Origin of the sequence: Helicobacter pylori (assembly GCF_015904775.1) — a bacterium.
GTDB lineage: Bacteria > Campylobacterota > Campylobacteria > Campylobacterales > Helicobacteraceae > Helicobacter > Helicobacter pylori_DM.
Genome location: NZ_JADZNC010000003.1, coordinates 73,589 through 100,394, shown reverse-complemented (window position 1 = coordinate 100,394; position 26,806 = coordinate 73,589). Strand labels below are relative to the sequence as shown.

At 39.0% G+C, this 26,806-nt stretch carries 25 protein-coding genes and 2 pseudogenes; 21 read left to right on the top strand and 6 right to left on the bottom strand.

The features are described 5' to 3' along the window. Positions 1-44 precede the first annotated feature (44 nt). The 18 genes and pseudogenes from mqnP (at position 45) to I6852_RS02890 (ending at position 18,355) form a co-directional block, all read left to right on the top strand. A complete protein-coding gene (gene mqnP / locus I6852_RS02970; protein WP_229256262.1) occupies positions 45-887 on the top strand; it encodes a menaquinone biosynthesis prenyltransferase MqnP in 843 nt (280 codons plus the stop codon). Then, positions 880-1,374, top strand: a complete 495-nt coding sequence (locus I6852_RS02965) for a hypothetical protein (protein ID WP_197291557.1) — start codon at positions 880-882, stop codon at positions 1,372-1,374. Before mqnP ends, I6852_RS02965 begins: the two co-directional genes overlap by 8 nt. A gap of 12 nt (positions 1,375-1,386) precedes the next feature. Then, positions 1,387-1,893, top strand: coding sequence for a DUF6115 domain-containing protein (locus I6852_RS02960; RefSeq protein ID WP_001947779.1), 507 nt, complete (start codon positions 1,387-1,389; stop codon positions 1,891-1,893). Next, on the top strand, positions 1,887-2,690 hold the full coding sequence (locus I6852_RS02955) for a phosphatidylserine decarboxylase (protein ID WP_197291558.1): 804 nt from the start codon (positions 1,887-1,889) through the stop codon (positions 2,688-2,690). The genes I6852_RS02960 and I6852_RS02955 overlap by 7 nt, the downstream gene beginning before the upstream one ends. Continuing rightward, positions 2,680-3,690, top strand: a complete 1,011-nt coding sequence (gene nadA / locus I6852_RS02950; RefSeq protein WP_197291559.1) for a quinolinate synthase NadA — start codon at positions 2,680-2,682, stop codon at positions 3,688-3,690. Before I6852_RS02955 ends, nadA begins: the two co-directional genes overlap by 11 nt. Then, a complete protein-coding gene (nadC, locus tag I6852_RS02945; protein WP_197291560.1) occupies positions 3,690-4,511 on the top strand; it encodes a carboxylating nicotinate-nucleotide diphosphorylase in 822 nt (273 codons plus the stop codon). Before nadA ends, nadC begins: the two co-directional genes overlap by 1 nt. Before the next feature lie 23 nt (positions 4,512-4,534). Continuing rightward, on the top strand, positions 4,535-8,128 hold the full coding sequence (locus I6852_RS02940; RefSeq protein WP_197291561.1) for a type ISP restriction/modification enzyme: 3,594 nt from the start codon (positions 4,535-4,537) through the stop codon (positions 8,126-8,128). Between the two features lie 114 nt (positions 8,129-8,242). Continuing rightward, positions 8,243-9,322 (top strand): DNA-methyltransferase, encoded by a 1,080-nt coding sequence (locus I6852_RS02935; RefSeq protein ID WP_197291562.1) that lies wholly within the window; start codon positions 8,243-8,245, stop codon positions 9,320-9,322. Beyond that, positions 9,322-10,189 (top strand): annotated as a pseudogene (locus I6852_RS02930) (HpyAIV family type II restriction enzyme). The gene I6852_RS02935 and the pseudogene I6852_RS02930 overlap by 1 nt, the downstream one beginning before the upstream one ends. Next, positions 10,179-10,303: pseudogene (locus I6852_RS07955) on the top strand (DNA methyltransferase); the annotation flags it as partial. The pseudogenes I6852_RS02930 and I6852_RS07955, both read left to right, overlap by 11 nt. A 109-nt stretch (positions 10,304-10,412) precedes the next feature. Next, positions 10,413-11,777 (top strand): S41 family peptidase, encoded by a 1,365-nt coding sequence (locus I6852_RS02925; RefSeq protein WP_197291563.1) that lies wholly within the window; start codon positions 10,413-10,415, stop codon positions 11,775-11,777. 62 nt (positions 11,778-11,839) lie between these two features. Beyond that, positions 11,840-12,955 carry an SH3 domain-containing protein gene (locus tag I6852_RS02920; RefSeq protein ID WP_197291564.1) on the top strand — a complete coding sequence of 372 codons (1,116 nt, stop codon included), beginning with the start codon at positions 11,840-11,842 and terminating at the stop codon, positions 12,953-12,955. Continuing rightward, a complete protein-coding gene (locus I6852_RS02915) occupies positions 12,942-13,652 on the top strand; it encodes a 1-acyl-sn-glycerol-3-phosphate acyltransferase (protein ID WP_197291565.1) in 711 nt (236 codons plus the stop codon). Before I6852_RS02920 ends, I6852_RS02915 begins: the two co-directional genes overlap by 14 nt. After that, positions 13,649-14,350 carry a uracil-DNA glycosylase gene (gene ung, locus I6852_RS02910; protein ID WP_197291566.1) on the top strand — a complete coding sequence of 234 codons (702 nt, stop codon included), beginning with the start codon at positions 13,649-13,651 and terminating at the stop codon, positions 14,348-14,350. The genes I6852_RS02915 and ung overlap by 4 nt, the downstream gene beginning before the upstream one ends. Positions 14,351-14,431: 81 nt before the next feature. Next, positions 14,432-15,424 carry a type I glyceraldehyde-3-phosphate dehydrogenase gene (gap, locus tag I6852_RS02905; protein WP_197291567.1) on the top strand — a complete coding sequence of 331 codons (993 nt, stop codon included), beginning with the start codon at positions 14,432-14,434 and terminating at the stop codon, positions 15,422-15,424. A 15-nt stretch (positions 15,425-15,439) separates the two neighbouring features. After that, complete coding sequence (locus I6852_RS02900) at positions 15,440-16,648, top strand: phosphoglycerate kinase (RefSeq protein WP_197291568.1); 1,209 nt, start codon at positions 15,440-15,442, stop codon at positions 16,646-16,648. Between the two features lie 15 nt (positions 16,649-16,663). Beyond that, entirely contained in the window at positions 16,664-17,620 is a 957-nt protein-coding gene (gene corA / locus I6852_RS02895) for a magnesium/cobalt transporter CorA (protein WP_000248520.1), read from the top strand. A 6-nt stretch (positions 17,621-17,626) separates the two neighbouring features. Continuing rightward, on the top strand, positions 17,627-18,355 hold the full coding sequence (locus I6852_RS02890; protein ID WP_197291569.1) for a TerC family protein: 729 nt from the start codon (positions 17,627-17,629) through the stop codon (positions 18,353-18,355). Between the two features lie 139 nt (positions 18,356-18,494). Here I6852_RS02890 and hopM read toward each other — a convergent pair whose 3' ends face one another. From hopM to exbB, 4 genes are all read right to left on the bottom strand, one after another. Continuing rightward, complete coding sequence (hopM, locus tag I6852_RS02885; protein WP_231626108.1) at positions 18,495-20,576, bottom strand: Hop family outer membrane protein HopM/HopN; 2,082 nt, start codon at positions 20,574-20,576, stop codon at positions 18,495-18,497. A 189-nt stretch (positions 20,577-20,765) separates the two neighbouring features. Then, positions 20,766-21,626 (bottom strand): energy transducer TonB family protein, encoded by an 861-nt coding sequence (locus I6852_RS02880; protein WP_197291570.1) that lies wholly within the window; start codon positions 21,624-21,626, stop codon positions 20,766-20,768. Beyond that, positions 21,592-21,981, bottom strand: a complete 390-nt coding sequence (gene exbD, locus I6852_RS02875; protein ID WP_131158503.1) for a TonB system transport protein ExbD — start codon at positions 21,979-21,981, stop codon at positions 21,592-21,594. The genes I6852_RS02880 and exbD overlap by 35 nt, the downstream gene beginning before the upstream one ends. Continuing rightward, positions 21,978-22,415, bottom strand: coding sequence for a TonB-system energizer ExbB (gene exbB / locus I6852_RS02870; protein ID WP_001911827.1), 438 nt, complete (start codon positions 22,413-22,415; stop codon positions 21,978-21,980). The genes exbD and exbB overlap by 4 nt, the downstream gene beginning before the upstream one ends. 324 nt (positions 22,416-22,739) lie before the next feature. Here exbB and nikR point away from each other — a divergent pair, with 324 nt between their 5' ends. Beyond that, entirely contained in the window at positions 22,740-23,186 is a 447-nt protein-coding gene (gene nikR / locus I6852_RS02865) for a nickel-responsive transcriptional regulator NikR (RefSeq protein WP_197291571.1), read from the top strand. Continuing rightward, on the top strand, positions 23,179-23,694 hold the full coding sequence (gene nadD / locus I6852_RS02860; protein WP_197291594.1) for a nicotinate (nicotinamide) nucleotide adenylyltransferase: 516 nt from the start codon (positions 23,179-23,181) through the stop codon (positions 23,692-23,694). The genes nikR and nadD overlap by 8 nt, the downstream gene beginning before the upstream one ends. Here nadD and I6852_RS02855 read toward each other — a convergent pair. Continuing rightward, the gene (locus I6852_RS02855; protein ID WP_079353479.1) at positions 23,691-24,452 is read right to left on the bottom strand and encodes a J domain-containing protein; all 762 of its coding nucleotides are present in this window, start codon (positions 24,450-24,452) and stop codon (positions 23,691-23,693) included. The genes nadD and I6852_RS02855 overlap by 4 nt on opposite strands. A 138-nt stretch (positions 24,453-24,590) precedes the next feature. Here I6852_RS02855 and mnmA point away from each other — a divergent pair, with 138 nt between their 5' ends. Then, positions 24,591-25,619, top strand: coding sequence for a tRNA 2-thiouridine(34) synthase MnmA (gene mnmA, locus I6852_RS02850; RefSeq protein ID WP_197291572.1), 1,029 nt, complete (start codon positions 24,591-24,593; stop codon positions 25,617-25,619). Between the two features lie 39 nt (positions 25,620-25,658). Here the strand turns inward: mnmA and I6852_RS02845 are convergent, their stop codons facing one another. Beyond that, entirely contained in the window at positions 25,659-26,738 is a 1,080-nt protein-coding gene (locus I6852_RS02845; RefSeq protein WP_231626112.1) for a hypothetical protein, read from the bottom strand. Between the last annotated feature and the right edge of the window lie 68 nt (positions 26,739-26,806).

Here is a 26,806-nt window from a genome sequence, read left to right as displayed (position 1 = left end):
AATTGCTTAAAAAAATCACGCACCAAATCAAAGCTTTAAGCGAATTGGTCGCATTAGAGCATACGATATTTTCTAGCATGTTTTTACTCATGGCTATGGTCATAAGCTCCTATCAAAAAAATCAAACGCTCTTTTTTGGCTTAGAAACCTTAATCCTTTGTTTTTTAGCCTTATTAGGGGCGAGAAATTTCGCTATGGGGTTTAACCGCTTGGTGGATAGAGACATTGATAAGGATAACCCAAGGACGAAAAACCGCCCGAGCGTGGATGGCAGAATCAGCGTTAAAGGCATGGTGATTTTTAGCGTTTCAAACGCTCTTTTATTCGTGGGAGTGAGCTATTTCATTAACCCTTTAGCTTTCAAACTTTCGTTACCTTTTTTGATCATTTTAGGGGGGTATTCGTATTTCAAGCGCTTTTCTTCTTTGGCGCATTTCATCGTGGGCTTGGCTTTGGGTTTGGCCCCCATTGCAGGAAGCGTGGCGGTTTTAGGAGCGATCCCTTTATGGAATGTCTTTTTGGCTTTAGGGGTGATGTTATGGGTGGCTGGGTTTGATTTGCTCTATTCTTTACAGGATATGGAGTTTGATAAAGAAAGGGGCTTGTTTTCCATTCCTAGCCAATTAGGGGAAAAATGGTGCTTGAACCTTTCAAGGCTCTCACACCTTGTGGCGCTGATCTGCTGGCTTTGTTTTGTGAAATGCTATCATGGGGGGCTTTTTGCGTATCTAGGTTTAGGGGTTTCAGCCTTGATTTTACTCTATGAGCAGATTTTAGTGGCCAGAGATTATAAAAATATCCCTAAAGCCTTTTTTGTGAGTAATGGCTATTTGGGGGTGGTGTTTTTTATTTTTATCGTCCTTGATGTGGGGTTTAAGCATGCATGAGTTGGTTTTAAGATCCCAAGCTTTAGGGTTTGAAACGCGCTTAGTCCAGTGCGATTTATCGTTTTCTTATGAAAGGTTTATTTCTAAAAGTAAACGCTCTTTAGCGGTGTTAGAAGAATTTGATTGGTTAAATTCTGGCTTTGATTTTTCACGCTTGAATGTTGAAAATGACACTCTAGAATTGCTCAAAGCGCTGTATTTTAAGCTAGAAAAATTAGAAAGCCTGCTTTTAAAAGAAAATTTACTTGAACTAGAGCAAAAGGATCGCATCACCGCTTTAGGGCATGGGCTTATTTGCTTAAAAAAACAAAGCCTGATAGCGTCTCAAACTTACTATGGGCGTTGCGTGTTAGAGGGGAAAATCCTAGCCTTTTTTGGCGTGGCTAGGGATAAAGATTTTTTAGAAATCACTCGCATGCATGCCCTAGACATTAAGCGTTATGATTCTTTCATTGTTGATAGCGAAAGAAAAGGCTTGAAATTATGAACGGGAGCGGTAATGTTATCTTCTAATGATTTGTTTATGGTCGTTTTAGGGGCGATTTTATTGGTGTTGGTGTGCTTGGTGGGGTATTTGTATCTTAAAGAAAAAGAGTTTTACCATAAAATGAGGCGTTTAGAAAAGACTTTAGATGAATCCTATCAAGAAAATTATATTTATTCTAAGCGTTTGAAAGAATTAGAGGGGCGTTTGGAAAGCCTTTCTTTAGAAAAAAGCGCTAAAGAGGATAGCTCATTAAAAACGACCCTTTCACACCTTTATAACCAGTTGCAAGAAATCCAAAAATCCATGGACAAAGAGCGCGATTATTTAGAAGAAAAAATCATTACTTTAGAAAACAAATTCAAAGACATGGGGCATTATGCTGCTAGCGATGAAATCAACGAAAAACAGGTTTTGAAAATGTATCAAGAAGGCTATAGCGTGGATTCTATTTCTAAAGAATTTAAAGTGAGTAAGGGCGAGGTGGAATTTATACTGAATATGGCAGGGTTAAAATGGTAGCTTTAAGCAACGCTCTTTCAAGGGTTTTTGGCTCTGTGGCTGGTTATAAATTCCCTTCTTTTATCCAAAAAGGCATCAACGCTCTTTACGTTAAGATCTTTAAAATTGATTTGAGCGAGTTTGAACCTTTGGAAAATTATAAGAGTTTGAACGCTCTTTTCACGCGCTCTTTAAAAAAAGAACGCCCCTTTGACAAAGCCCCTAATATTTGCATTGCGCCTTGCGACGCTTTAATCACTGAATGCGCTTGTTTAGACAACGATAGCGCTTTACAGATTAAAGGCATGCCCTATAAAGCGCATGAATTAGTGGGCGAAATCAACCCCTTAAACCCTTCTTTTTTCTATGTGAATTTTTACCTTTCGCCCAAAGATTACCACCATTACCACGCCCCTTGCGATTTAGAAATTTTAGAAGCTCGTTATTTTGCGGGGAAATTACTGCCAGTCAATAAGCCCTCGCTTTATAAAAACAACAATCTGTTTGTGGGCAATGAAAGGGTAGTGCTTGTTGCAAAAGACATTCAAGGCAATCAATTGTATTTTGTAGCGGTGGGGGCGTTAAATGTGGGTAAAATGCGTTTTAATTTTGATAAGAATATCCAAACTAACGCTAAAGCCCGTTTCACGCAAACCTACTCTTACAACCCCCCCATTAAAATCAAAAAGGGGGATAATTTAGGGAATTTTGAAATGGGCTCTACTATCGTTTTATTCATTCAAAACACCGCTTTTAAAGATTTGAAAGAAAAAAGCGTGAAGTTTGGGGAAAGTATAGGGGAATTTCATGCCAACTGACAACGATTTAAAAACTTCTATTGTGGAATTGTTGAACGATTTAGACGCGCTTTTAGTGGCTCATTTTTACCAAAAAGATGAGATTGTAGAGTTAGCCCACCATACAGGCGATAGTTTGGAATTAGCCAAAATCGCAAGCCAGAGCGATAAAAACCTCATCGTGTTTTGCGGGGTGCATTTCATGGGCGAGAGCGTGAAAGCCCTAGCCTTTGACAAACAAGTGATCATGCCCAAACTCTCATGCTGTTCTATGGCGAGAATGATAGACAGCCATTACTACGATAGGAGCGTTCATTTATTAAAAGAATGCGGCGTTAAAGAATTTTACCCTATCACTTATATCAATTCTAACGCTGAAGTGAAGGCCAAAGTCGCTAAAGATGATGGCGTGGTTTGCACGAGTCGCAACGCTTCTAAAATCTTTAATCACGCTTTAAAACAAAATAAAAAAATCTTTTTTTTACCGGATAAATGCTTGGGGGAAAATCTAGCTCTAGAAAATGGCTTAAAAAGTGCGATTTTAGGCGTAAATAGCCAAGAAGAAATCAAAAACGCTGATGTGGTTTGTTATAACGGCTTTTGTTCGGTGCATCAGCTTTTCAAATTAGAAGACATTGAATTTTACCGCCAAAAATACCCGGATATTTTAATCGCTGTCCATCCAGAGTGCGATCCTAGCGTGGTTTCTAACGCTGATTTTAGCGGATCAACGAGTCAGATCATAGAATTTGTAGAAAAGCTAAGCCCCCATCAAAAAGTCGCCATAGGCACTGAAAGCCATTTAGTCAACCGCTTGAAAGCTAAGCGTAACCATCAAAACACTTTCATTCTTTCTAGCACGCTCGCCTTTTGTCCTACCATGAATGAAACGACTTTAAAGGATTTGTTTGAAGTCTTAAAAGCCTATAAAAACCACAGGGCTTATAATGCGGTTGAATTAAAAGATGAGGTGGCGCGCTTAGCCAAACTCGCTTTAACCAAAATGATGGAGTTATCTTAATGGAGATTAAAACCTTTTTAGAATGCGCTTTAAAAGAAGATTTAGGGCATGGGGATTTGTTTGAAAGGGTGTTAGAAAAAGACTTTAAAGCCACAGCGTTTGTTAGGGCTAAACAAGAGGGCGTGTTTTCAGGCGAAAAATACGCTTTAGAGTTGTTGGAAATGACCGGCATTGAATGCGTCAAAACGATTAAGGATAAAGAGCGTTTCAAGCCTAAAGACACCTTAATGGAGATTAGGGGGGATTTTAGCATGCTTTTAAAGATTGAGCGCACCCTTTTAAATCTTTTGCAACACAGCAGCGGGATCGCCACTTTAACGAGCCGTTTTGTAGAAGCTCTAAATTCTCATAAGGTGCGTTTGTTGGACACACGAAAAACCAGACCCCTTTTAAGGATCTTTGAAAAATATTCCGTGCTTAATGGGGGGGCGAGTAACCACCGCTTAGGGCTAGATGACGCTTTAATGCTTAAAGACACGCATTTAAAGCATGTGAAAGATTTAAAAAGCTTTTTAACGCATGCCAGAAAAAACTTGCCTTTCACGGCTAAAATTGAAATTGAATGCGAGAGCTTTGAAGAAGCCAAAAACGCCATGAATGCGGGAGCGGATATTGTGATGTGCGATAACATGAGCGTTTTAGAGACTAAAGAAATTGCCGCTTATAGAGATGCGCATTATCCTTTTGTCTTATTGGAAGCGAGCGGGAACATTTCGCTAGAGACCATCAACGCTTACGCCAAAAGCGGCGTGGATGCCATTAGCGTAGGGGCTTTAATCCATCAAGCCACTTTTATTGACATGCACATGAAAATGGCTTAAAGACTTTAAAAGGGGTTATTAGCATGCTAAAAGAATATTTAGAAAGCATTAAAGATCTTACTGAAGACAATGAACTCGCGCACCGCCCTTCTTTATACAACTTGCTTAATCGCTTAAAAGACCATTTCAATAAAGAATTTAAGATTGAACATGAGCCTAAAAGAGAGCAAGGAAGCCAGCCTGATTTTCGCGTTTCTTTTCAAGGGCTTAACATCGGCTATATAGAAAATAAAAGAGCAGGGATCAATCTTAGCCAGCTCTTAAAAAGCGATCAAATCCGTAAATATTTAGAATTAAACCCTAACCTCATGCTCACTGATTATCTTAATTTCATGTGGGTAGGGAAAGATGAAAATAACGCCCCTTTAATCAAAAAAGAAATCTCTGTCGCTAGCCTTGATGAACTCTCTAAACCCCTAAAACCCAAGCCACAAACCGAGCGCGATTTAATTGAATTGTTCAAAAGCTTTTTCAATCACGAAGCAGCCCCTATCACTAACGCTAAAGATTTCGCAAACGCATTAAGCCCGCGCACCAGGTATTTAAAAGACGCTTTAATCCAATACCAAAAAGACGAGCAAGTTTCTAGCATTTTTAAGAATTTTAAAGAATATCTTTATGAAGAATTGAGTTTTGAAGACTTTAGCGATGCGTTCGCTCAAACGCTCACTTACAGCCTTTTTATAGCCAAGCTCAGCCACCCTTTTGAAAAAATTGATTTGGATAATGTGAGGAGCTCTATCCCTAAAAACTTCGCTGTGATCAGAGAAATGGCGGATTTTTTAAAGAGGCTTGATGCAATCAAAGAAATCCAATGGCTTTTAAATGAAATTTTAAGCTCGATAAATCATGTTGATATGGATTTTATCATTAAAGATTTGAATGACGATAAAGACCCTTATTTGCACTTTTATGAAACCTTTTTAAGCGCTTATGACCCTAAATTGCGAGAGAGTAAGGGCGTGTATTACACCCCAGATTCTGTGGTGAAATTCATCATTAACGCTTTGGATAGTTTGCTTAAAACGCGTTTCAAAGACGCTCCCTTAGGCTTAAAAAGCGCTTTGGATAACGAAAATATCAAGCTCTTAGATTTTGCCACCGGCACGGGCACTTTTTTATTAGAAGCGTTCAGAAAAGCCCTAGAAATGAGAGAAACAAGCGATGGAGGCATCTCCACTAAAGAGGACAAATACCAAAACCTCTTAAAACAATTTTATGGGTTTGAATACTTGATCGCTCCTTATGCGATCGCTCATTTGAATCTCAGCCAAGCCTTTAAGGAGGAATTTAAAAAACCTCTCAAAGAAAACGATGCGCTTAAAATCATTTTAACCAACACCCTCATACAGCCTAGTGAGACCATCGCTTATCGTGGGCTAAACCCGATTTTTGAAAAAGAGCTTTCAAACGCTCAAGAAATCAAAAAAGATGAAAATATCCTTATCATCACCGGTAACCCCCCTTATAGCGGGGCGAGCAGTAATGAGGGTTTGTTTGAATGGGAAGTGAAAGCCACTTACGGCATAGAGCCTGAATTTCAAACCATAGAAATTGAAAAAAATGTTAAGCTTACCGATAAGATCCAAACGCTTTTAAAGAACATTCAAAAACAAAAAGAAAGCGGCAGCAAAAACGCCCTAAAGGAACTTAAAAATCTCCATTCCAAATACAAACTGCAAAAGGAGAAAAACCCTAAATGGCTCTTAGACGATTACGTGAAATTCATGCGTTTCGCTCAAAACAAGATTAAATCTTTAGGGCATGGCCTTTTTGGCTTTATCTCTAACAACGCCTTTTTAGACAACCCTACTTTTAGGGGGTTAAGGCACTCTCTTTTAGAATGCTACGATGAGCTTTATATCTTAAACTTGCATGGAGATGCGAGGAAAAAGGAGGAAACCCCACAAGGCGCAAAAGATGAAAACGTTTTCAATATCATGCAAGGCGTGTCCATTAATCTCTTTGTCAAAAAGGTGCAAGCCACCAAGCAAAAAATCTTTTATTATGATGTCTATGGCGAAAGGGCTGAAAAATACGCCTTTTTAGCCCAAAATGATTTGAATAGCATTGAGTGGCTTGAGCTTACCCCAAGAGAGCCTTTTTACTTGCTGTTGCCTTTAGAAACGCGCTTGTTAGATGAATATGAACAAGGGTTTAGCGTTCAGAAGATGTTTCAAGTTGGAGGCACTGGTATTTGCTCTAAAAGAGATCATGTCGTTTTCCATAAAGACAAAGAAAGCTTGCTAGAGCTTTTAAAGGATTTTTCAACCTTAGAACCCATTGAATTGTGCAGAAAATATGATATAAAAGATACTGAAGGTTGGAAACTTGGAAGGGCAATTGAAAATGTTAAGAAAAATCAACATGAATTAGAAAAATACATCGTTTTGTGCCAATACCGCCCTTTTGATTATCGTTGGACTTATTACACTGATAAAAGTTGTGGATTTTTAGCTAGACCTGTATATGATGTTTTTAAACACATGTTACCCCCCCCCCCCCCAACAAACCCTAAAACACCCAATCAAACGCGCAAAAATGTCGCACTAAATATTGCACGACAAAGCAAAATGCATGGCGAATGGCGTTATGTAATGGCACATAAAGAATTAGTTGATATAAATCTAATAGCTTCGGCAGGAAGCATGGGGGTAGGATATAATTACCCCCTTTATCAGTTTAGAGATCCTAACTACACCGAAAATTTTACGCCAGAGTTTAGAAGCTTCATAGACAAGCATTATAACCACTCTTTTGAGCCGTTAGAGGTTTTAGGCTATATTTATGCGTTATTGTATTCCCCAAATTACCGCAAGCGTTATGAAGACTTCCTTAAAAACGATTACCCTAAAATCCTTTTCACAAAAAATAAGGATTTGTTTAGGGCTTTAAGCCTTTTAGGGATTGAACTAATCGGCTTGCATGTCTTAAACCAAGAAAGCTTGAATCACAGCTTTAACAAATTAAAAGACGCCACCATAGGCGAATCCTACTACAAAGAAGCGCATGATCGCATCATCAAAAAACCCGCTTATAATAAACCAGAACAACGGCTTTATATCAACCATAGCGCTTATTTTAGGGGGGTGAGTGAGGAAATTTATAATTACATGATAGGGGGGTATGGCGTTTTAGACAAGTATTTAAAAAGCCATAAAAACGAGCCTTGCGACCTTGATCATGTAAGTAACATCATTAAAGTCATCGCGCGCACGATTGAAATCCAAAAAACGCTTGGATTTTTGACGAGCGATTTGCCTCATTTAAAAGGGAATGACAGCCAAGCCTTAATGCAAGAAATCTTGCAAAATCCACCCCCCCCCCATTTAATACCAATATCGCCCTTATCTTATCGCGCCAAGCCAAAGCCATCGGAGATTTTGACTTTGATGCCGCATTCATCAGCAAAGAAACAAGCGACAACAATATCTACCGCAGAGGCGGAGGTTCAGCCTTCCCTTTATTCTGCCTTGTCTAATCTCGCTCTCATTTGCGATAGAGGCTCTAAAGTAAGCCCCATTTCTAATGTTTTTGTAACGAGCATGCTTTGCGATTTGCATGTGAATGGATCGGGGAGTTACGCGTTTTTGTTGTATCGTTTAACATTAGGTTGAGATAGGTAACTTCTATCATTTGATGAGAACAGAGTCAGAGATTAAACATTAAGATAGCCTTAAAATGCTTGTGTTAAAATAATTAGAGTAGCAGATATAAAAGGTTAGTTAATCATGGATTTTTTAAAAGAAAACTTAAATACTATCATAGAGGGGGATTGTTTAGAAAAGTTGAAAGATTTCCCTAACAGAAGCGTTGATTTTATCTTTGCTGACCCCCCATATTTTATGCAAACAGAGGGGGAATTGAAGCGTTTTGAAGGCACAAAATTTCAAGGCGTTGAGGATCATTGGGATAAATTTGGCTCTTTTAAGGAATACGATACCTTTTGTTTGGGTTGGCTAAAAGAGTGCCAAAGGATTTTAAAAGATAATGGCAGTATTTGTGTGATAGGGAGTTTTCAAAATATTTTTAGAATTGGTTTTCATTTGCAAAATTTAGGGTTTTGGATACTCAACGATATTATTTGGCACAAGAGTAACCCGGTGCCTAATTTTGCTGGCAAGAGATTATGCAACGCCCATGAAACGCTTATTTGGTGCGCTAAACACAAAAACAGCAAAGTTACCTTTAATTATAAAACAATGAAGTATCTCAATAACGACAAGCAAGAAAAATCGGTTTGGCAAATCCCTATTTGCATGGGTAACGAAAGACTAAAAGATGCGCAAGGTAAAAAAGTGCATTCCACGCAAAAACCAGAAGCGCTTTTAAAAAAAATCATTTTAAGCGCGACTAAACCTAAAGATATTGTTTTAGATCCCTTTTTTGGCACAGGCACAACAGGGGCTGTGGCTAAATCCATGAACAGGTATTTTATTGGCATTGAAAAAGATTCTTTTTATATTAAAGAAGCGACAAAACGCCTTAATAGCGCTAGGGATAAAAGCGATTTTATCACTAATTTAGACTTAGAAACTAAACCCCCAAAAATCCCTATGAGTCTTTTAATTTCTAAACAATTATTAAAAATCGGGGATTTTTTATACTCACCTAACAAAGAAAAAATTTGTCAAGTTTTAGAAAACGGACAGGTAAGGGATAATGAAAATTATGAAACTTCTATCCATAAGATGAGCGCTAAGTATTTGAATAAAACCAACCATAATGGCTGGAAATTTTTTTATGCGTATTATCAAAATCAATTTTTGTTGCTAGATGAATTGCGTTATATCTGCCAAAAGGATTTTTAATGGATTATCAAACCTTTAACGAGATTTTTAATCGTTTTGTTTTTGGAACATCTAAAGCAAAATTACTTGAAAATATTGCTGAAAATCCTGAACGCTATTTGGGGATTTTTAGACCCACTAAGCCCAAAACAAAACTATTACAAAATTTATTGACTTCTCATGAGATTAAGTTTGGCGATGCGTTTGAATACTTAATAGAACAATACTTAAAAGAGCATAACTTTTCACCTTTATCTAAAAAAATTCCTTATTACAATAAGGATAAAGAAAAAAGGGAGTCTTTAGAATTGGATCAGTTCGCTAAAAAAGATAACACCTATTATTTTATAGAACAAAAAATGCGAGACGACCATGACAGCGCCAAAAAGAGAGGGCAAATAGATAACTTTGAAAGAAAATTAGAGACTTTAATCCATCGTTATGGCGAAAACATTCAAGGCTATTTTTACTTTATAGATGGGGGTTTGAATAAAAATCAAAATTATTATAAAGAAGAATTGCAAAAATTATCTGTTGATTATGGCGTGCCTTTGAGCTTGTGCTATGGTAAGGAGTTGTTTGAAAAACTTAATGTCCCGCAAGTTTGGGATGAGGTTTTAAACCATTTAGCGGCGTGAAATTTTACCCGATTTGCCCAGTTTGAATTTTGATGAAAATCCTTTAGAAAGCTTTAGAGAAATCAAAGATTTAGCGCCAAGCGTTTATAGAAAGCTTTTGGATAATGATGGAATTTTCAATCTTGTGTTAATTTTATTCCCAGAACAAAAAGTTTTAAAAATGTTAGTAGAGCATTTTAGACAACAAAATAAAACAATCTATCAGCAATTAGCGTCAAAGTTAGAAGAAAAGTTATTGTCTTTGCGATAGAAGCTCTAAAGTAAGCCCCATTTCTAATGTTTTTGTAACGGGCATGCTTTTGATTTGCATGTGAATGGATCGGGGAGTTATGCGTTTTTGTTGTATCGTTTAGGCTCAAAATGAGTGAATGAGTGGGCATGTTATCTAAATTTTAGATAGAATAAACGCAAAAATTGAATAAAACCTTAAAGGTGATTCTTTCTAATCTCAAAAATGGGTGGTGCTATTAACAATGACAAAACGACTTTTTAAAGGGTTGTTAGCGATTTCTCTTGCTGTGAGTTTGCATGGTGGTGAAGTTAAGGAAAAAAAGCCGGTCAAGCCGGTTAAAGAAGATCCGCAAGAATTAGCGGCTAAAAGGGTGGAAGCGTTCAATCGCTTCACTAATGTGGTTTCAGAAATTGAAAAAAAGTATGTGGATAAAATCAGTATTTCTGAGATCATGGCTAAAGCGATTGAGGGCTTGCTCTCTAATTTGGACGCGCATTCAGCGTATTTGAACGAAAAGAAGTTTAAGGAATTTCAAGCCCAAACCGAGGGCGAATTCGGGGGGCTTGGGATCACGGTGGGCATGCGCGATGGCGTTTTAACCGTTATTGCGCCTTTAGAAGGCACTCCCGCTTACAAGGCTGGGGTTAAATCAGGCGATAACATTCTAAAAATCAACAACGAAAGCACGCTGAGCATGAGCATTGATGATGCGATCAACCTCATGCGCGGCAAGCCAAAAACCTCTATTCAGATCACTGTTGTAAGAAAAAACGAGCCAAAACCCTTGGTGTTTAACATCATTAGAGACATCATTAAACTCCCCTCTGTCTATGTGAAAAAGATTGAAAAAACCCCTTATCTGTATGTGAGAGTGAGTGGTTTTGACAAGAATGTTACCAAATCGGTTTTAGACGGCTTAAAAGCTAACCCTAAGGCTAAGGGGATCGTGTTGGATTTAAGAGGGAATCCTGGAGGGTTATTAAACCAGGCGGTGGGCCTGTCTAACCTCTTCATTAAAGAGGGGGTTTTAGTTTCTCAAAAAGGCAAAAACAAAGAAGAAAATTTAGAATACAAGGCTAATGGCAGAGCCCCTTATACCAATTTGCCTATTGCGGTGTTAGTCAATGGCGGTTCAGCGAGCGCGAGCGAGATTGTCGCAGGAGCGCTGCAAGATCACAAGCGAGCCGTGATTATCGGTGAAAAAACCTTTGGTAAGGGAAGCGTGCAGATGCTGCTCCCTGTCAATAAAGACGAAGCCATTAAAATCACAACCGCGCGCTACTATTTGCCGAGCGGGCGCACCATTCAAGCTAAGGGGATCACGCCTGATATTGTGATTTATCCGGGTAAAGCGCCAGAAAATGAAAATAAATTCAGCTTGAAAGAAGCGGATTTAAAACACCATTTAGAGCAAGAGCTTAAAAAACTTGACGATAAAACCCCTAATTCCAAAGAGGCGGATAAAGACAAGAAAAATGAAGAGGAAAAAGAGGTTACTCCTAAAATGATCAACGATGATATTCAGCTAAAAACCGCTATTGACAGCTTGAAAACCTGGTCTATCGTGGATGAGAAAATGGATGAAAAAGCGCCTAAGAAGAAATAAAAACTCATGGGGTTTTTATTTGAAGAATGATAAAACCATGTTTTAATTTTTAGGCGTTTTCAATGAAAACCATCGCAATCGTTAGCTTGATTTTAAGCCTTTTGGTAAGCTTTTTGGTTGCTGAAAACACTTCTGAGTCAGAAGAAATCAAGGCTAAAGTGGTTTATGTGAAAATCCCCCAATTAGAAGATTTAGAAAACACCCCGGTTTATATCGGTCAAATTATAGGCGTAACTTATGATTTATTGCTGTTTGACGCTGAGTTTTTGGAAGCCAAAATCAAAGACGGGTTGGATAAAACCCAAATTGAGCTTTTGAATAAGATGCCCAAATGGAAAAAGGTGGAAAAAGAGCTTTTCAGAGCGACTTATTATTACAAGATTAAGGGCGTAAAAGCGAGTATCCCGTCCTTAGAAGTGAGCGCGTTTTCCAATAAAGACAAGTATATAGATTATTCCATAGCCCCCAAAGTTGCTTTGCAGGTAACGGATTTGTCCAAAAACCCTCGTTACGCGAATGTCATGGCCAAAGATTTACAAGTTGTGCAATACAAAACCAAAGATTATGACGATAAAAACAATATTTTGGTGATGGAATTAGCGTTCAAAGAAGCCACTTGGGAAGATTTTCACATCAAAGAAGCGATCAAACAAGGGTTTGATAACGCCTCTTTAAACCAAATCAAGGCTAAAGAAGGGAGCGTTTTTTATTATTGCGTGTTGCCTAAAACCATTCAAAACCTTTCTTTTGATTATTTCTCGCTTTCAAATAAGCAATTTAAAACCTTATCTTTTTCAACCATTCCCACTCAAGACACTACCGGTATTCAAAGCGATCTCATCCCTAAAAACAATTTTTTAGTCTTTTCTAATGTGGCGTTGCTCGCTTTGTGCGTGTTTTTCTTGGTGTTGTTTTTCATTTTTGGGCGCAAACTCATTTTTTTAGGGCTTGGGATTTTGTGCTTAGGGTTTGTTTTGTATCACCTTTTATTCACGCAAAAATCAGCCCTATTGCTCGCTCATAAAAAAATCCGCATTCTGCCCACGCAAAATTCCACCATTTTAGGGCTTTCTAAAAATGAAATGCCGATTAAAATCTTAGGTTCGCATGATGATTATTATAAAATCCTAACGCCGCATGAACAAATAGGATGGGTCAAAAAAGATGAAGTCAAATAGTTTGAGAGCGATTTATAGGGCTTTAGTGATCGCTGTAGGACTAGCCGTTATCATTGTTTTCAATTATTTTAACCGCAAAAACAATAACGCACGCTCCAGCCGTAGGGCTTGTTCGTGCTTTTTTTCCCTTACCGGGGTTACTTTAGAAAAAATAGGCGCTTTTGATACGGACGCTAAACTCATTGTCTTAAACCACCAAAGCTTACTAGACATCATTTATTTAGAAGCCTACCACCCCAATAATATTTGCTGGATCGCCAAAAAAGAGCTGGGCGAAATCCCCTTTTATGGGCATGCCTTAACGGATACCGGAATGATTTTAATTGACAGAGAGGATAAAAAGGGGATTGTGAGCCTTTTGAAAGCGTGTAAGGAAAAGCTAGACCAAAACCGCCCTTTAGTGATTTTCCCTGAAGGCACTAGGGGCAAAGGAGGAGAAAAATTCCTCCCTTTCAAGCAAGGGGCTAAGATTATCGCTGAAAAATTCCAGCTCAAAATCCAACCCATGGTGTTAATCAATTCCATTAAAATCTTTAATTCCAAGCCTCTAGAAGCCTATAAAGCGCGCACCCGTTTAGTCATGCTAGAAAGCTATACGCCTGATTTTAACTCGCCCACCTGGTATGAAGAATTACAAGAACGCATGCAAAAAGAGTATTTAAAACACTATCATGAATTAAACCCTAGCGAACAATGAAGCTTTTTGACTACGCTCCTTTGAGTTTGGCTTGGCGGGAGTTTTTGCAAAGCGAATTTAAAAAGCCTTATTTTTTAGAAATAGAAAAACGCTACTTAGAAGCCCTAAAAAGCCCTAAAACCATTTTCCCTAAAAGCTCTAATCTGTTTTATGCATTCAATCTAACGCCCCCTAGTGCGGTTAAAATCATCCTTTTAGGGCAAGACCCCTACCATTCCACCTACCTAGAAAATGAGCGAGAATTGCCGGTGGCGATGGGGTTGAGCTTTAGCGTGGAAAAAAACGCCCCCATCCCCCCAAGCTTAAAAAATATTTTTAAAGAATTGCATGCGAATTTAGGCGTGCCTGTGCCTTGTTGTGGGGATTTGAGCGCATGGGCTAAAAGGGGTGTGCTGTTATTGAACGCCATTTTAAGCGTGGAAAAAAACCAAGCCGCTTCGCACCAATATATTGGCTGGGAAGCTTTTAGCGATCAAATATTGATGCGACTTTTTGAAGCCAACGCCCCCTTAATCGTGGTGTTATTGGGGAAAGTCGCCCAAAAAAAGATCGCGCTAATTCCCCCTAATAAGCATATCATCATCACAGCTCCTCACCCTAGCCCCTTATCTAGAGGTTTTTTAGGGAGTGGGGTTTTTACAAGCGTTCAAAAAGCTTATAGAGAGGTTTATCATAAGGATTTTGATTTTAGTTTGTGATTAATGAGACAGAACCCCTTAAGAATGCCTTGATTTAAGAGCATTTGTGATAGAATGGTGATTTTTAAATAAAGGGAAAACATGCCAATTAGAATCGCTATCAATGGGACTGGGCGCATTGGTTTGTGCGCTATAAGAGTCGCTAGCCAAAGAAAGGATATAGAAATTGTCGCCATCAATTCTACCGCTGAATTAGAAACTCTTTTGCATTTGATCCGCCATGACAGCGTGCATGGGCATTTTGAAGCCCAATTAAACGCCAATAGAACCCTAAATATCGGGCATAGTAAAAATATTTTAGTGTTGAGCGAGCGAGACATCAACAAGCTTGATTTTTCTGCCGCTAACGCAGAAATCATCATAGAATGCACCGGGAAATTCAATTCCTTAGAAGCTTCAAGCGCTCATCTTAAAAACAGCGTGAAAAAAGTCATCATCTCCGCTCCCGCGCAAAATACGCCCACCTTTGTCTATGGGGTGAATCACACTAATTACCATAACGAAAGCGTGATTTCTAACGCCTCTTGCACGACTAACGCTACCGCTCCTTTATTAAAAATCTTAGATGAAGCCTTTAAAGTAGAAAACGCGCTTTTAACCACCATCCACAGCTACACTAACGATCAAAACCTTTTAGACACCAAGCACAAAGACATCCGCCGCGCTAGAGCGGCTGGTTTAAACCTTATCCCCACAAGCACCGGCGTGAGCAAAGCCATTTCGCTAGTCTTACCGCATTTAGGCTCTAAAGTTACAGGCCTTGCGATTAGAGTGCCTACCCCTAATGTGAGCTTGGTGGATTTGTCTTTAAATTTTAAAAAATCCGTGAGTAAAGCAAGCGTTCAGCATGCGCTTAAAGACGCTTGTAAGCATGCCTTTAAAGGGGTTGTGAGTATTGATGAAGAAAGGCTTGTTTCAAGCGATTTTATTTCTTCGCCTTTTAGCGCGATCGTGATTGATGATCAAATCATGACAATAGGCGAAAAAAATGCTAAAGTATTGGCATGGTATGATAATGAGATGGGTTATAGCGAGCGCTTGATAGACATGGCGCAATATATAGCACAAAATTAAAAGAAAGGATTTTTCATGTTAGCTAAAATGTCGTTTATGCAAAACGTTAAAAACATTCAAGAGGTGGAAGTGAGCCACAAAAGGGTGCTTATTAGAGTGGATTTTAATGTGCCTTTAGATGAAAATTTGAATATTACCGATGACACGCGCATTAGAGAGAGCTTGCCTACCATCCAATTTTGTATTGACAACAAGGCTAAAGATATTATTTTAGTGAGCCATTTGGGCCGCCCTAAAGGGGTTGAAGAAAAATTGAGCTTGAAACCCTTTTTAAAACGCCTTGAAAGGCTCTTAAATCATGAAGTGGTTTTTTCTCAAAATATTGCACAACTCAAGCAAGCCCTAAACGAAAACGCGCCCACAAGGATTTTTCTTTTAGAAAATATCCGCTTTTTAAAAGGCGAAGAAGAAAATGATGAAAATCTGGCTAAAGATTTAGCGAGCTTGTGCGATGTGTTTGTGAATGACGCTTTTGGCACGAGCCACAGAAAGCATGCCAGCACTTATGGCACGGCGCAATTCGCCCCTATTAAAGTGAGCGGGTTTTTGCTCAAAAAAGAAATTGATTCGTTTTATCAAGCGTTTAACCACCCTTTACGCCCTCTATTGTTGATTGTGGGGGGGGCTAAGGTCAGCTCCAAACTCACTTTATTAAAAAACATTTTAGATCTCATTGACAAGCTCATTATTGCCGGGGCGATGAGTAACACTTTCTTAAAAGCTTTAGGCTATGATGTGCAAGATTCTTCTGTAGAAGACGCTTTGATAAAAGACGCTTTAGAGTTATTGCAAAGCGCGAAAGAAAAAAAAGTCAAAGTCTATTTACCTATAGACGCTGTAACCACTGATGACATTCTCAACCCCAAACACATTAAAATTTCACCCGTCCAAGACATTGAGCCTAAGCACAAGATCGCTGACATAGGGCCTGCGAGCTTGAAATTATTTTCTGAAGTCATAGAGAGTGCACCCACGATCCTATGGAATGGCCCCTTAGGCGTGCATGAAAAGCAAGAATTTGCCAGAGGCACAACCTTTTTAGCCCACAAAATCGCTAACACTTACGCTTTCTCGCTCATTGGTGGGGGCGATACCATTGATGCGATCAATCGTGCGGGCGAAAAGGATAACATGAGCTTTATCTCTACCGGTGGGGGGGCGAGCTTGGAACTATTAGAGGGCAAAATTTTACCTTGTTTTGAGGTTTTGGACAAACGCCATTAACTCTAAGGATCGCTTATGGTGAACGTGTTTTTCAAACAGCAAAAATTTGTCATTAAAAAACGCTTTAATGATTTTAATGGTTTTGATATAGAGGAAAATGAAGTTTTATGGTTTGAATTAATCAACCCTACGCCCAATGAATTAGCCACTCTAAGCCAAGAATACGCTATCCACTACAACACAGATCATTCCCAACGAGTCTCATCAGTTACCAAATATTGGGAAGACAGCTCCAGCGTTACGATCAACGCCTTTTTCACTAATCAGGATGAAAATGAGACTTTTCATACGGAAATGGCGACCTTTATTTTGTCTAATAACATTCTTTTCACGATTTATTACGGGACTTTAGAAATCTTTGATTCTATCCAAAAAAAGGTTTTGGCTAGCCCTAAAAAATTTGAAGACGGGTTTGATATTCTAACTAAAATCTTTGAAGTGTATTTTGAAAAAGGCGTGGAATGTTTGGAGTGGATCAACAAACAAACGAGCCTGTTGCGCAAAAACATCATTTTCAAAGAAACTTCTACGCATGATGATATTTTAGTGCGCTTGTCCAATTTGCAAGAATTTAATGTGGCTTTAAGGGATTCTTTTTTTGACAAACGGCGCATTATCACCGCATTATTAAGGAGCAATAAAGTGGATAGCGATACTAAAAATAATTTAAATATCATTTTAACCGATTTTAGCTCTTTGGTGGAGTCTACAACGGTCAATCTCAACTCGCTTGATAACATTCAAAACCTGTTCGCTTCTCAAGTGAATGTGGAGCAAAATAAAACCATCAAACTCTTCACTGTGGCGACCATGGCGATGATGCCCCCCACATTGATTGGCACGATTTATGGCATGAATTTTAAATTCATGCCGGAGTTAGAATGGCAATACGGGTATCTTTTCGCGCTGATTGTCATGGCGATTTCTACGATTTTGCCTGTGCTCTATTTTAAAAAGAAAGGCTGGTTGTAGCCTTTTATGGAATTTTTATCCTCACTCTTAGACGCTCTTTCTACACTGCATGGCATAGTCTCCTTGGCTACGCTCACGCTTTTAGAGATCGTTTTAGGGATTGATAATATCATTTTTATCACGGTGATGGTCTATAAACTCCCCAAACACCAGCAAAATAAAGCCATGATTTTAGGCTTGGGCTTAGCGATGATCGCTCGTATAGGGCTTTTAGGGAGCTTGTTTTTCATCAGCCATTTGCAAAAGCCTTTATTCACTATAGCGGGCATGAGCTTTTCATGGCGTGATGTGGTGCTGCTTGTAGGGGGGGCGTTTTTGGCTTTTAAAGCGTTAGTGGAATTAAAAGAGCAGATCTACCCTAAAGAAAAACACCAAGAAAAAGCGTTTGGCTTTTCCATCACCTTAATAGAAATCATGTTTTTAGACATTGTCTTTTCTTTAGACTCCGTGATCACGGCTATTGGGATCGCTAAACACCTAGAAGTCATAGTGCTTGCTATTATTTTATCTGTAATCGTGATGATGTTTTTTTCCAAAATCGTTGGCGATTTTATTGAAAGGCATTATCGCATCAAAACTTTAGCCTTTGTGTTTTTGCTCGTTGTGGGCGTGTTTTTGTTTTTAGAGGGCTTGCATTTGCATGTTGATAAAAATTATTTGTATGCGGGTATTGGTTTTGCCTTGCTCATAGAATGCTTAAACATTTTCATAGAAAAGAAAATGAAAAAAAGCTAGGTCTTTTAAGATTGAATGAATGGTTTATAAAAGGTTTTTGTGCTTTTTTTAAGTGCCGGTAACTAAATTTTAATCAAAACTCATAAGCGCATAGGGGCATTTCGCAATGAAGCCCCCTTAAAAAGAGAATTTGCGCCACCTAGTAAGCAAACACATAATTGAGATACACGCTATAGAGCCTTCGGTATTTGAGTTCAGCCCCCATGAAAGAGTAATAATCCGTGTTAATGGTGGGGATTTTCACGCCCAATTCCATGCCATGCTGAGCGGCATGATGGCTGTCTTTTTTCTTAGGCCTAGCGAGATTCATCCTCAAGCCCAAATCAAACAAAAATTGGAAATTAGAAGTGCTGACTTTGGCGTTATAAATGCCATTCATCATGGTCAAATTCACTTGTTGGGAATTAAGCCATGAAGTCCCAGCTAACGCAAAACCGCCAAAAAGCCCCACGGAAAGCTTGTTATTCTTGCCTAAGAAATTGGTGTTTTTATCGTTAATGAAGTTAGTTAGTGCATCCATTCCCACCCCATAAGTCCAAACGTCAGAAGCCGAGTTAAAAAAGTTAGATTTGATGAACGCATGGTTGTAATCAAAAAAGCCGTAATACCTTAACCCCCAATTCCTTTTTTTGCCAAAGAATTGCTTGTAACCCACTTGCACGCCGATGCCATTCATTGCGCCGTTATTGTTTTGATAGTCAATCACGCCGATGCGCCTAAAGGGGTTTTTGCCTAATTCTTGCGTGATGGTTTGGAGTTGGTTGTATTTGTTGGTATCCAAAGAATAAGTGAGCAAACCTTCTGGGGAATTAGGGTTTTGAGTGGCATGCGTCATGTTTTGAAGAGGCTTGGCGTTAGGCAAGTGAGAGATACCGCTATTGATTGCTTTTGAGTCGTTCCCTAAAGTATTAAGGGCTTCTTTAAAATTCAAAATGGTTTGAGCCAAAGCTTTCTCTTGATTGACCTGATTGCCATAATAAGCGGTGTGTTGCTCTAAGGAATTGAGAGTTTCCTTCACAAACGCGCAGCCTGAACCCCAAGTGTTATTAGTGATCACGCCAGCCGATCCTGCTTTACATTCTTCCAAATCCCCTTGAATAGGCCCTTGAATGCTGTGGAAATTGTCCGCTACTTGCTTAGCTAAATTTAAAATCTCTGCTTGAGCGTTCGCTCTGTTGAGCATTTCTTGAGCGAATTGCTTATTTTTAGAAGTGTAGGGGTTGAAATTGTTGGGTTGCGTGATTTGGGCGTTTTCATTAGCGTTAAGCTGTTGGGTTTTTGCTAGGGCTGTTTGAGCGTTTTTAATCATCTCATTAATAGCGTTAAAAGAAGGACCAAAAATATCCACTACATTCCCAGGCGTAGAACTCAACCCCCACGCTTTACCGCCATTGCTCGTTTGCACATGCGGTTTTTGAGTGGTAAGGACTTGCATGATAGTGGCGGCTTGTTGCAAAAGGTATTCAGCGTTATTGTTGTATTTCAATCGTATCGTAGGCGAGAATGATGCTCCGCCTGAATAAGAGGTTGGGATCTCTTTCCCATTCTCTGTATAATAATGCTCTATGATATTGTTTTGTGTGGTGGTCTTATAATTGGTTTGTTGTATGTTGACTACCCCTGTTTTGGTGGTGTCATTCAAGGCAGGCATCCCGCCTCCTTGGTTTTGGTTTAAAGCGGTTTGGATGATTTGATAAGCTTGGTTGAGTTTTTGGTATTCATCAATGGATAGAATGCCATTAGGGCCTGTCCCATACGCTTGATTGCAAGTGGTGGTTGTCCCATTAAGGGCTGGTGTGTTACCAAACGATTGGTAGCTTTGATTATTGGTAGGGCCAGGGCCACAGCCAATAAAAAGGGCTATGACTTGCCACATGCCCACAGCGGCGTTGAGCGCTAAAGCCACAGCTTGATAGGCGGGGGAAGTGGTGGTAGCGCTAGTGAGGTTAATGGCGCTTGAGCTTAAATTGTTAATCGCACCGGTGATCGCGCTAGGCGTGCTGGCTAGATTGACTAAGGAATTTAAGTAATTGTATTGGTTTAAAAGGTTGTTTAAGTTATCGTATTTGTCCGCAAGGTTTTGCAACGCTCCAGTGTTTTTCACTTGTTGAACCGCTTCGCCGATCTGATAACCCACGCTCATGTAAAATCCGTCATCTTCAGCTCTTGATAATGAGAGCATGAGAGAAAGAGAGAGTAAGAGGGATTTTTTGATTTTCATGTTTTCTCCTTTTAATAGATTTTTCTTTGATACAAAGAAACTTCATATTATAAGCAATAAATGGAATTTTATGGCTAATTTTAGCTTTAAATTTCAGAGGTTTTGTTTTTGTTTTTTTGTAAATTGCGAAAAATAGGGGTTTTGGCCTAACTTTTAAGGCTTAAAAACCGCCTTTAAAAGAAAGACTAGTTAGTCTTCTTTCAAGCTATAAGCGATAGGGATTTTTAGATGCACGGTTTCGTCTGGTTTAGGGAACAAATGCGCCGCGCTCTTAATGGCTTCTAAAGCCGCATGGTTTAAAATATCAGTCGTGTTGCTTTTGACCACTTTAATGTCTGTAACGCTCCCATCAGCATTGATCGTAAAGCTCACTAGCACTTCGCCCTCAATGCCCCTAATCTGCGCCATTTTAGGGTAGCGGTTCTTAGAAGAAATAGCGGTTTGGATCTTCATTAAAAATTCGTTGCTCACCCCTGGGTTATACGCTTGAGCTTCAGAAGTCGCACCCTCAGAAGTCTTATTAGACTCTTCTTGCTTGTCTTTTTCCTTGACTATGTCTTTAGTCGTTACTTGTTTAGGAGCGCTTTTTTCTTTAGCTTCCTCTTTAGCTTCTTCTTTTTTGGGTTCTTCTTTAGGCTCTTCTTTCTTAGGTTCTTCAACTTTAGGTTCAGGCTTAGGCTCGGGTTTTGGCTCAGGCTTAGGTTTTGGCTTGGGTTCAGGTTTGGGTTTAGGTTTGGGTTTAGGTTTAGGCTTGGGCTTGGGTTTTGGCTTAGGCTTTGTTACTTCTTTTTTTGGTTCTTCTTTCTTAGGTTTTTCTTTAGGCTCTTCTTTGGGTTTAGCGGATTCGGCATTCGTCTTCACTTTAGAATTGGTGTTAATGCTGGCTAAACTCATGGTAACCTTAGTGGTCCCAGCTTGCGCTAAAGGCTCTGGGGCGTCTTCGCGCAGTAAAAAATAGCCAAACCCTATAGCGTATAGGGCAAAAGAAATTAAAAAGCTAACACTCGTTGAAACTTTACTGAGCTTCTGTGGAGATGGAGAAATTTTCATGATTATGCTCTTTTAAAATATCCATAATACTGATAAAAGTTTCAAAACGAGAGCTTTTGTCGCTTTTTAAATCTATAAGGGTTTTAGGGTCTGTTTGCTTGACTACAGCGCTCAAAGCTTCTAAATTCGTCGGTTTGTCATCTACGAAAATATTGTCATGCTCATCCACAGAGATGACCACCACTTTTTGATCGTTTGGCTGGGATTTTTCAGCGTTTTTAGCGTTAGGGAGATTGACTTTAATCTTACCTTGCGCGATAAAAGTAGAAATGCTTAACACAATCGCTAGCAAAACAAGCATAATATCAATGAAAGGGACAATATTCAGCCCATCGCCTCTTCTGATGCTTTTCATTTTTTCATGATCCTGAATTTTTCACTCAAAACATCGGATTTTCTCAATAAGCTATTGTAAGCGATCAAAGTGGGAATCGCCACAGCAAGCCCTAGAGCGGTCGCTTTTAAAGCTAAAGACAAACCTACCATGATCGTTTTAGCGTCCATCCCGCCACTCACGCCCATGTCATAGAAAATCACCATGATCCCTAAAACCGTCCCTAATAAGCCCACGTAAGGCGCGTTAGAAAAAATCACATAGAGAATGGTTAGATTCTTGGTTAAATCCAAATTCAGGGCATCTATATCATCATAAGCTTTCAAATTGACTTTAGAATAAAAAATAACCCTTTCAATCACAAACCACAAAGCTAAAAAACTGGCCACGCCAAGCACCGCAAAAACAAATATGTCCACATAATCTTTCAACATTCCCACTGAAAAACCGCCCATAAAAACTCCTTGTCTATGATAAAACAATTCCCTTAAGATTAAAGCCACTGCGATACAGCCACACTCCAAAGAGCATGCGCTCTTTAAGAAACATCCGTTCGCATAAATGCTCCAAAATGATAAAGGAATGTTGTTTTGTTGATTATATTGTTTTAATAATAACAAGTCAATAATGATTAAGCTAATAATTACAATCAAATTCAAACGCTCTTATGACCAACCATTTAAATCCGATCTGTATTATAATTGTTAATTTTAAATTAATTCAATCATACTAGCATGAGTGGCTTCTAACAAACTCATGCCAAAAAAGGATTTTTCTCAATGGATACACCCAATAAAGACGATTCAATCATCCGCTTTTCGGTTTCTTTGCAACAAAATTTATTAGACGAATTAGACAACCGCATCATTAAAAACGGCTATTCTTCTCGCTCAGAATTGGTGCGCGACATGATCAGAGGAAAATTAGTAGAAGACAATTGGGCAGAAGATAACCCTAATGATGAGAGCAAAATCGCCGTGCTTGTGGTGATTTATGATCACCATCAAAGGGAATTAAACCAGCGCATGATAGACATTCAGCATGCCAGCGGGACGCATGTTTTATGCACCACGCACATTCATATAGATGAGCATAATTGTTTGGAGACGATTATTTTACAAGGCAATTCGTTTGAAATCCAACGCTTGCAATTAGAAATCGGAGGGCTTAGGGGGGTTAAATTCGCTAAATTGACTAAGGCGTCTAGCTTTGAATACAATGAATAGCGTCTTAAAATACAAAGAATTAGCGCTCTATGGAGGGAGTTTTGATCCCTTGCACAAGGCTCATTTAGCCATTATTGAGCAAACTTTAGAATTATTGCCATTCGCTAAGCTCATTGTCTTGCCCGCTTATCAAAACCCTTTCAAAAAGCCATGTTTTTTGGACGCACAAACCCGTTTTAAGGAATTAGAAAGAGCTTTAAAGGGAATAGATAGGGTGCTATTGAGCGATTTTGAAATCAAGCAAGAAAGGGCCGTGCCTACGATAGAAAGCACGCTTCATTTTCAAAAACTCTACCGCCCTAAAACGCTTTATTTAGTCATAGGAGCGGATTGCTTGAGGCATCTTTCTTCTTGGACTAACGCTACAGAGCTTTTAAAAAGGGTGGAATTAGTGGTTTTTGAAAGGATTGGCTATGAAGAGATCCAATTTAAGGGGCGTTATTTCCCTTTAAAGGGCATTGACGCACCGATTTCTTCTAGCGCGATTAGGGCTAGTTTAGGGGTTTAGGCGTGTTTTTTAATGTGGCGGTAGGCTTCTTGAATGATAGCGAAGCGTTTGGCATAAAGAGCCTTTTTTTCTTTAAGATCGCATAAATCAGGGTGGTAGGTTTTAGCCAACTCTAAATAGCGCTTTTTGACTTCGCTGAAATTTTCATGCTTGATAAACCCTAGCGTTTTATAGCATTCTTTTAATTTGCGTTCAGCCATAGTGGTGTAGCTGTCCTTGCCAAAGCCATTAGGGTAGATGAAATCTAAGCATGCGTTATGGACGATTCTATTTTCATTGAGCGTTACAATGAGTTCCCAAAAACGCTCTGAATCGCCTCTTATATGCAATTCGTCTTGGGTTTCTAAAAACACATAGCCGCTGAATTTTTGGCGTAAAAACCGCTTGGCGATAGGGTGTTTGGTGATAAAAAGCGCGTATTCTGCCCCAAAGGTTAAAACTTTCACTTCTATCTTTTCTAAAAGCGTGTTTTGATTGATGATTTTGATGCGTATGGGCAAGTGGCTTTTTTGTAAAACCTCTTCTAAAGAATGCATGCTAATATCTTTCTCATGCGTGCATTCAAGGGCATGATAGACCCAATTGAGCAAGTAGTTTTTTTTAAAACATTCCGTGTCGTTTAAGATGAGTAACGATGAAGAGAGCATGTGGCACTGGCTGAAATGTTTTTTAGCGTAGTTTAAAACTTTTTTCAACAAAGGGTGGCTGTTAGGGAGCGCGATTTGCGTGAATCTGGCTAACAATTCAATTTTGGCCATTACCCTTATTTTCTCCATGCGTTTTGATGCGATTTTAAAAAATCTTTAGGTATTTTAGCATGCCAATGGTTAAAAAAGGTGGTTATGAATGGTTTTTGCGCTAGACTACGAGCCATAACATTTAATGAAAGATTAAAAATGAAAATAGCGGTATTACTCAGTGGGGGGGTGGATAGCTCTTATAGCGCTTATAGCTTAAAAGAGCAAGGGCATGAATTAGTGGGGATTTATTTAAAACTCCATGCGAGTGAAAAAAAGCATGATTTATACATCAAAAACGCTCAAAAAGCGTGCGAGTTTTTAGGCATTCCTTTAGAGGTGTTGGATTTTCAAAAGGATTTTAAAAGCGCGGTTTATGATGAATTTATCAGCGCTTATGAAGAGGGGCAAACCCCTAACCCATGCGCGTTGTGCAACCCTTTAATGAAATTTGGGCTAGCTTTAGATCACGCTTTAAAATTAGGGTGTGAAAAGATCGCTACCGGGCATTATGCGAGGGTCAAAGAAATTGACAAAATAAGTTATATTCAAGAGGCTGTGGATAAAACTAAAGATCAGAGCTATTTTTTATACGCTTTAGAGCATGAAGTCATCGCTAAATTGGTGTTCCCTTTAGGGGATTTGTTAAAAAAAGACATTAAGCCTTTAGCCTTGAATGCGATGCCTTTTTTAGGCACTTTAGAAACTTATAAGGAATCTCAAGAAATTTGCTTTGTGGAAAAAAGCTACATTGACACTTTAAAAAAGCATGTTGAAGTGGAAAAAGAGGGCGTGGTGAAAAACCTACAGGGCGAAGTCATTGGCACGCATAAGGGCTATATGCAATACACGATTGGCAAACGCAAAGGCTTTAACATTAAAGGCGCGTTAGAACCGCATTTTGTGGTGGGGATTGACGCCAAAAAGAACGAGCTAGTCGTGGGCAAAAAAGAAGATTTAGCCACGCATTCCCTTAAGGCTAAAAACAAATCTTTGATGAAAGATTTTAAACAGGGCGAATATTCTATCAAGGCTCGTTACAGGAGCGTGCCTGCTAAAGCGTTTGTGAGCTTGAGAGATGAGGTGATTGAAGTGGAATTTAAAGAGCCTTTTTATGGCGTGGCTAAAGGGCAAGCCTTAGTGGTTTATAAAGATGACATCTTGCTTGGCGGGGGCGTGATTGTTTAAGGCTTTTTACGCTCATAGCCTGATTGATTGCTTTTTAACTCACTCCCGCTTAAAATTTTCAAAGCTAGGGAATCCATGCGGATCTAGGCGGATATTTTTAATGGAAGCCTTTTTATCGCTCAAATCACCGCTCAAATTGAAGGGTTTTGGCGTTTTGGCATGCTGTTTGGCTAAAAGGGCTAAAACTTGGGCGTTTAACGCCATGGTTTCATTTAAAAACGCCATTTGCTCACTCAATTCGCTTAAAAATTCTATATTCAAGGTTTTTAAAGTATGCTCGTAATTGGCTAGGATTAAAGCATGCTTTTCTTTGTTGTTTTTAGCGTTTTTTAATTCCTTGTCTCGCTCTATTAGGGCGTTTTGGTAGCGTTGGTGCAATTCTTTAGTGCATGATTTGAGGTTTTCTTTATCGCATAAAAAATGCGTTTTTAAAGTTTCTAGGCGTTTTTCTAAGGGTAAAAAGGTTTTTAGGGCGTCTTCTTTGGCTTGGATTTGGCTTTGAAGCTTGTTTTTAAATTTTTTCAAACGCATGGCTTTATAGGCTTGAAAATCATGGTTTTTAAGAGCGTTGTATTCTAGGGTTTTGTTATGGGATTGTTGATCCTGTATTTCATTTTCTAAAACCTGATCGCATAAGGCGTTTAAAGCGCTCATCAAATCCAATTGCGAGAGTAATTGGGCGAGTTTAGGCTCTTTGAGTAAGAAAAGGGCGTTGTTTTTTTCTTGGACTTCTAAAGCGTTTGACGCCTCTTCTAAATTCTTAACGCCGCTCAAATAAGGGCAATGTTCTTGTAAGAAAAGCGTTTGGGATTCTTTGATTAAGCGTTCATGCTCCATGCTCTCTTTTAAGCGTTTTTCTAAAGCTTGTAATTTTTCTAATTCCAAAGCGCTTTGTTTCAATAACGCATCAGTGTCCATAAGGCGGATCTGGCTGGCGTTAAAAAAACGCCTTTGACTAGTTAGGGTGCTGTTAGCCTTTTTGATTTCTTTAAGTTGATCCTGGTTATTGGAAAGCACGCTTTGATAGATTCTTAAACTTTCATTGAGTTTGTAAAGCATGTCTGAAAGCTGTTCGTTAGAGCGCGAGAGCTTGGCGTTAGTTTGAGAATCAAAAGTCATCATTATCTGTGCGTTTGAAAAGGTTAGAAAAAATAAGAAGAAGCAAAAAAATCTCATAAGGTTATCTT

Bases quoted from the DNA above. Each gene is read 5' to 3' on its own strand.
- I6852_RS02925 (WP_197291563.1), top strand. From the start codon at position 10,413: ATGACAAAACGACTTTTTAAAGGGTTGTTAGCGATTTCTCTTGCTGTG.
- ung (WP_197291566.1), top strand. From the start codon at position 13,649: ATGAAGCTTTTTGACTACGCTCCTTTGAGTTTGGCTTGGCGGGAGTTT.
- mnmA (WP_197291572.1), top strand. From the start codon at position 24,591: ATGAAAATAGCGGTATTACTCAGTGGGGGGGTGGATAGCTCTTATAGC.
- I6852_RS02940 (WP_197291561.1), top strand. From the start codon at position 4,535: ATGCTAAAAGAATATTTAGAAAGCATTAAAGATCTTACTGAAGACAAT.
- I6852_RS02890 (WP_197291569.1), top strand. From the start codon at position 17,627: ATGGAATTTTTATCCTCACTCTTAGACGCTCTTTCTACACTGCATGGC.
- exbD (WP_131158503.1), bottom strand. From the start codon at position 21,981: ATGAAAAGCATCAGAAGAGGCGATGGGCTGAATATTGTCCCTTTCATT.
- I6852_RS02920 (WP_197291564.1), top strand. From the start codon at position 11,840: ATGAAAACCATCGCAATCGTTAGCTTGATTTTAAGCCTTTTGGTAAGC.
- I6852_RS02845 (WP_231626112.1), bottom strand. From the start codon at position 26,738: ATGACTTTTGATTCTCAAACTAACGCCAAGCTCTCGCGCTCTAACGAA.
- I6852_RS02935 (WP_197291562.1), top strand. From the start codon at position 8,243: ATGGATTTTTTAAAAGAAAACTTAAATACTATCATAGAGGGGGATTGT.
- corA (WP_000248520.1), top strand. From the start codon at position 16,664: ATGGTGAACGTGTTTTTCAAACAGCAAAAATTTGTCATTAAAAAACGC.
- nadD (WP_197291594.1), top strand. From the start codon at position 23,179: ATGAATAGCGTCTTAAAATACAAAGAATTAGCGCTCTATGGAGGGAGT.
- I6852_RS02915 (WP_197291565.1), top strand. From the start codon at position 12,942: ATGAAGTCAAATAGTTTGAGAGCGATTTATAGGGCTTTAGTGATCGCT.
- I6852_RS02960 (WP_001947779.1), top strand. From the start codon at position 1,387: ATGTTATCTTCTAATGATTTGTTTATGGTCGTTTTAGGGGCGATTTTA.
- gap (WP_197291567.1), top strand. From the start codon at position 14,432: ATGCCAATTAGAATCGCTATCAATGGGACTGGGCGCATTGGTTTGTGC.
- I6852_RS02900 (WP_197291568.1), top strand. From the start codon at position 15,440: ATGTTAGCTAAAATGTCGTTTATGCAAAACGTTAAAAACATTCAAGAG.
- exbB (WP_001911827.1), bottom strand. From the start codon at position 22,415: ATGGGCGGTTTTTCAGTGGGAATGTTGAAAGATTATGTGGACATATTT.
- nadA (WP_197291559.1), top strand. From the start codon at position 2,680: ATGCCAACTGACAACGATTTAAAAACTTCTATTGTGGAATTGTTGAAC.
- I6852_RS02880 (WP_197291570.1), bottom strand. From the start codon at position 21,626: ATGAAAATTTCTCCATCTCCACAGAAGCTCAGTAAAGTTTCAACGAGT.
- nikR (WP_197291571.1), top strand. From the start codon at position 22,740: ATGGATACACCCAATAAAGACGATTCAATCATCCGCTTTTCGGTTTCT.
- I6852_RS02965 (WP_197291557.1), top strand. From the start codon at position 880: ATGCATGAGTTGGTTTTAAGATCCCAAGCTTTAGGGTTTGAAACGCGC.
- I6852_RS02855 (WP_079353479.1), bottom strand. From the start codon at position 24,452: ATGGCCAAAATTGAATTGTTAGCCAGATTCACGCAAATCGCGCTCCCT.
- hopM (WP_231626108.1), bottom strand. From the start codon at position 20,576: ATGAAAATCAAAAAATCCCTCTTACTCTCTCTTTCTCTCATGCTCTCA.
- nadC (WP_197291560.1), top strand. From the start codon at position 3,690: ATGGAGATTAAAACCTTTTTAGAATGCGCTTTAAAAGAAGATTTAGGG.
- I6852_RS02955 (WP_197291558.1), top strand. From the start codon at position 1,887: ATGGTAGCTTTAAGCAACGCTCTTTCAAGGGTTTTTGGCTCTGTGGCT.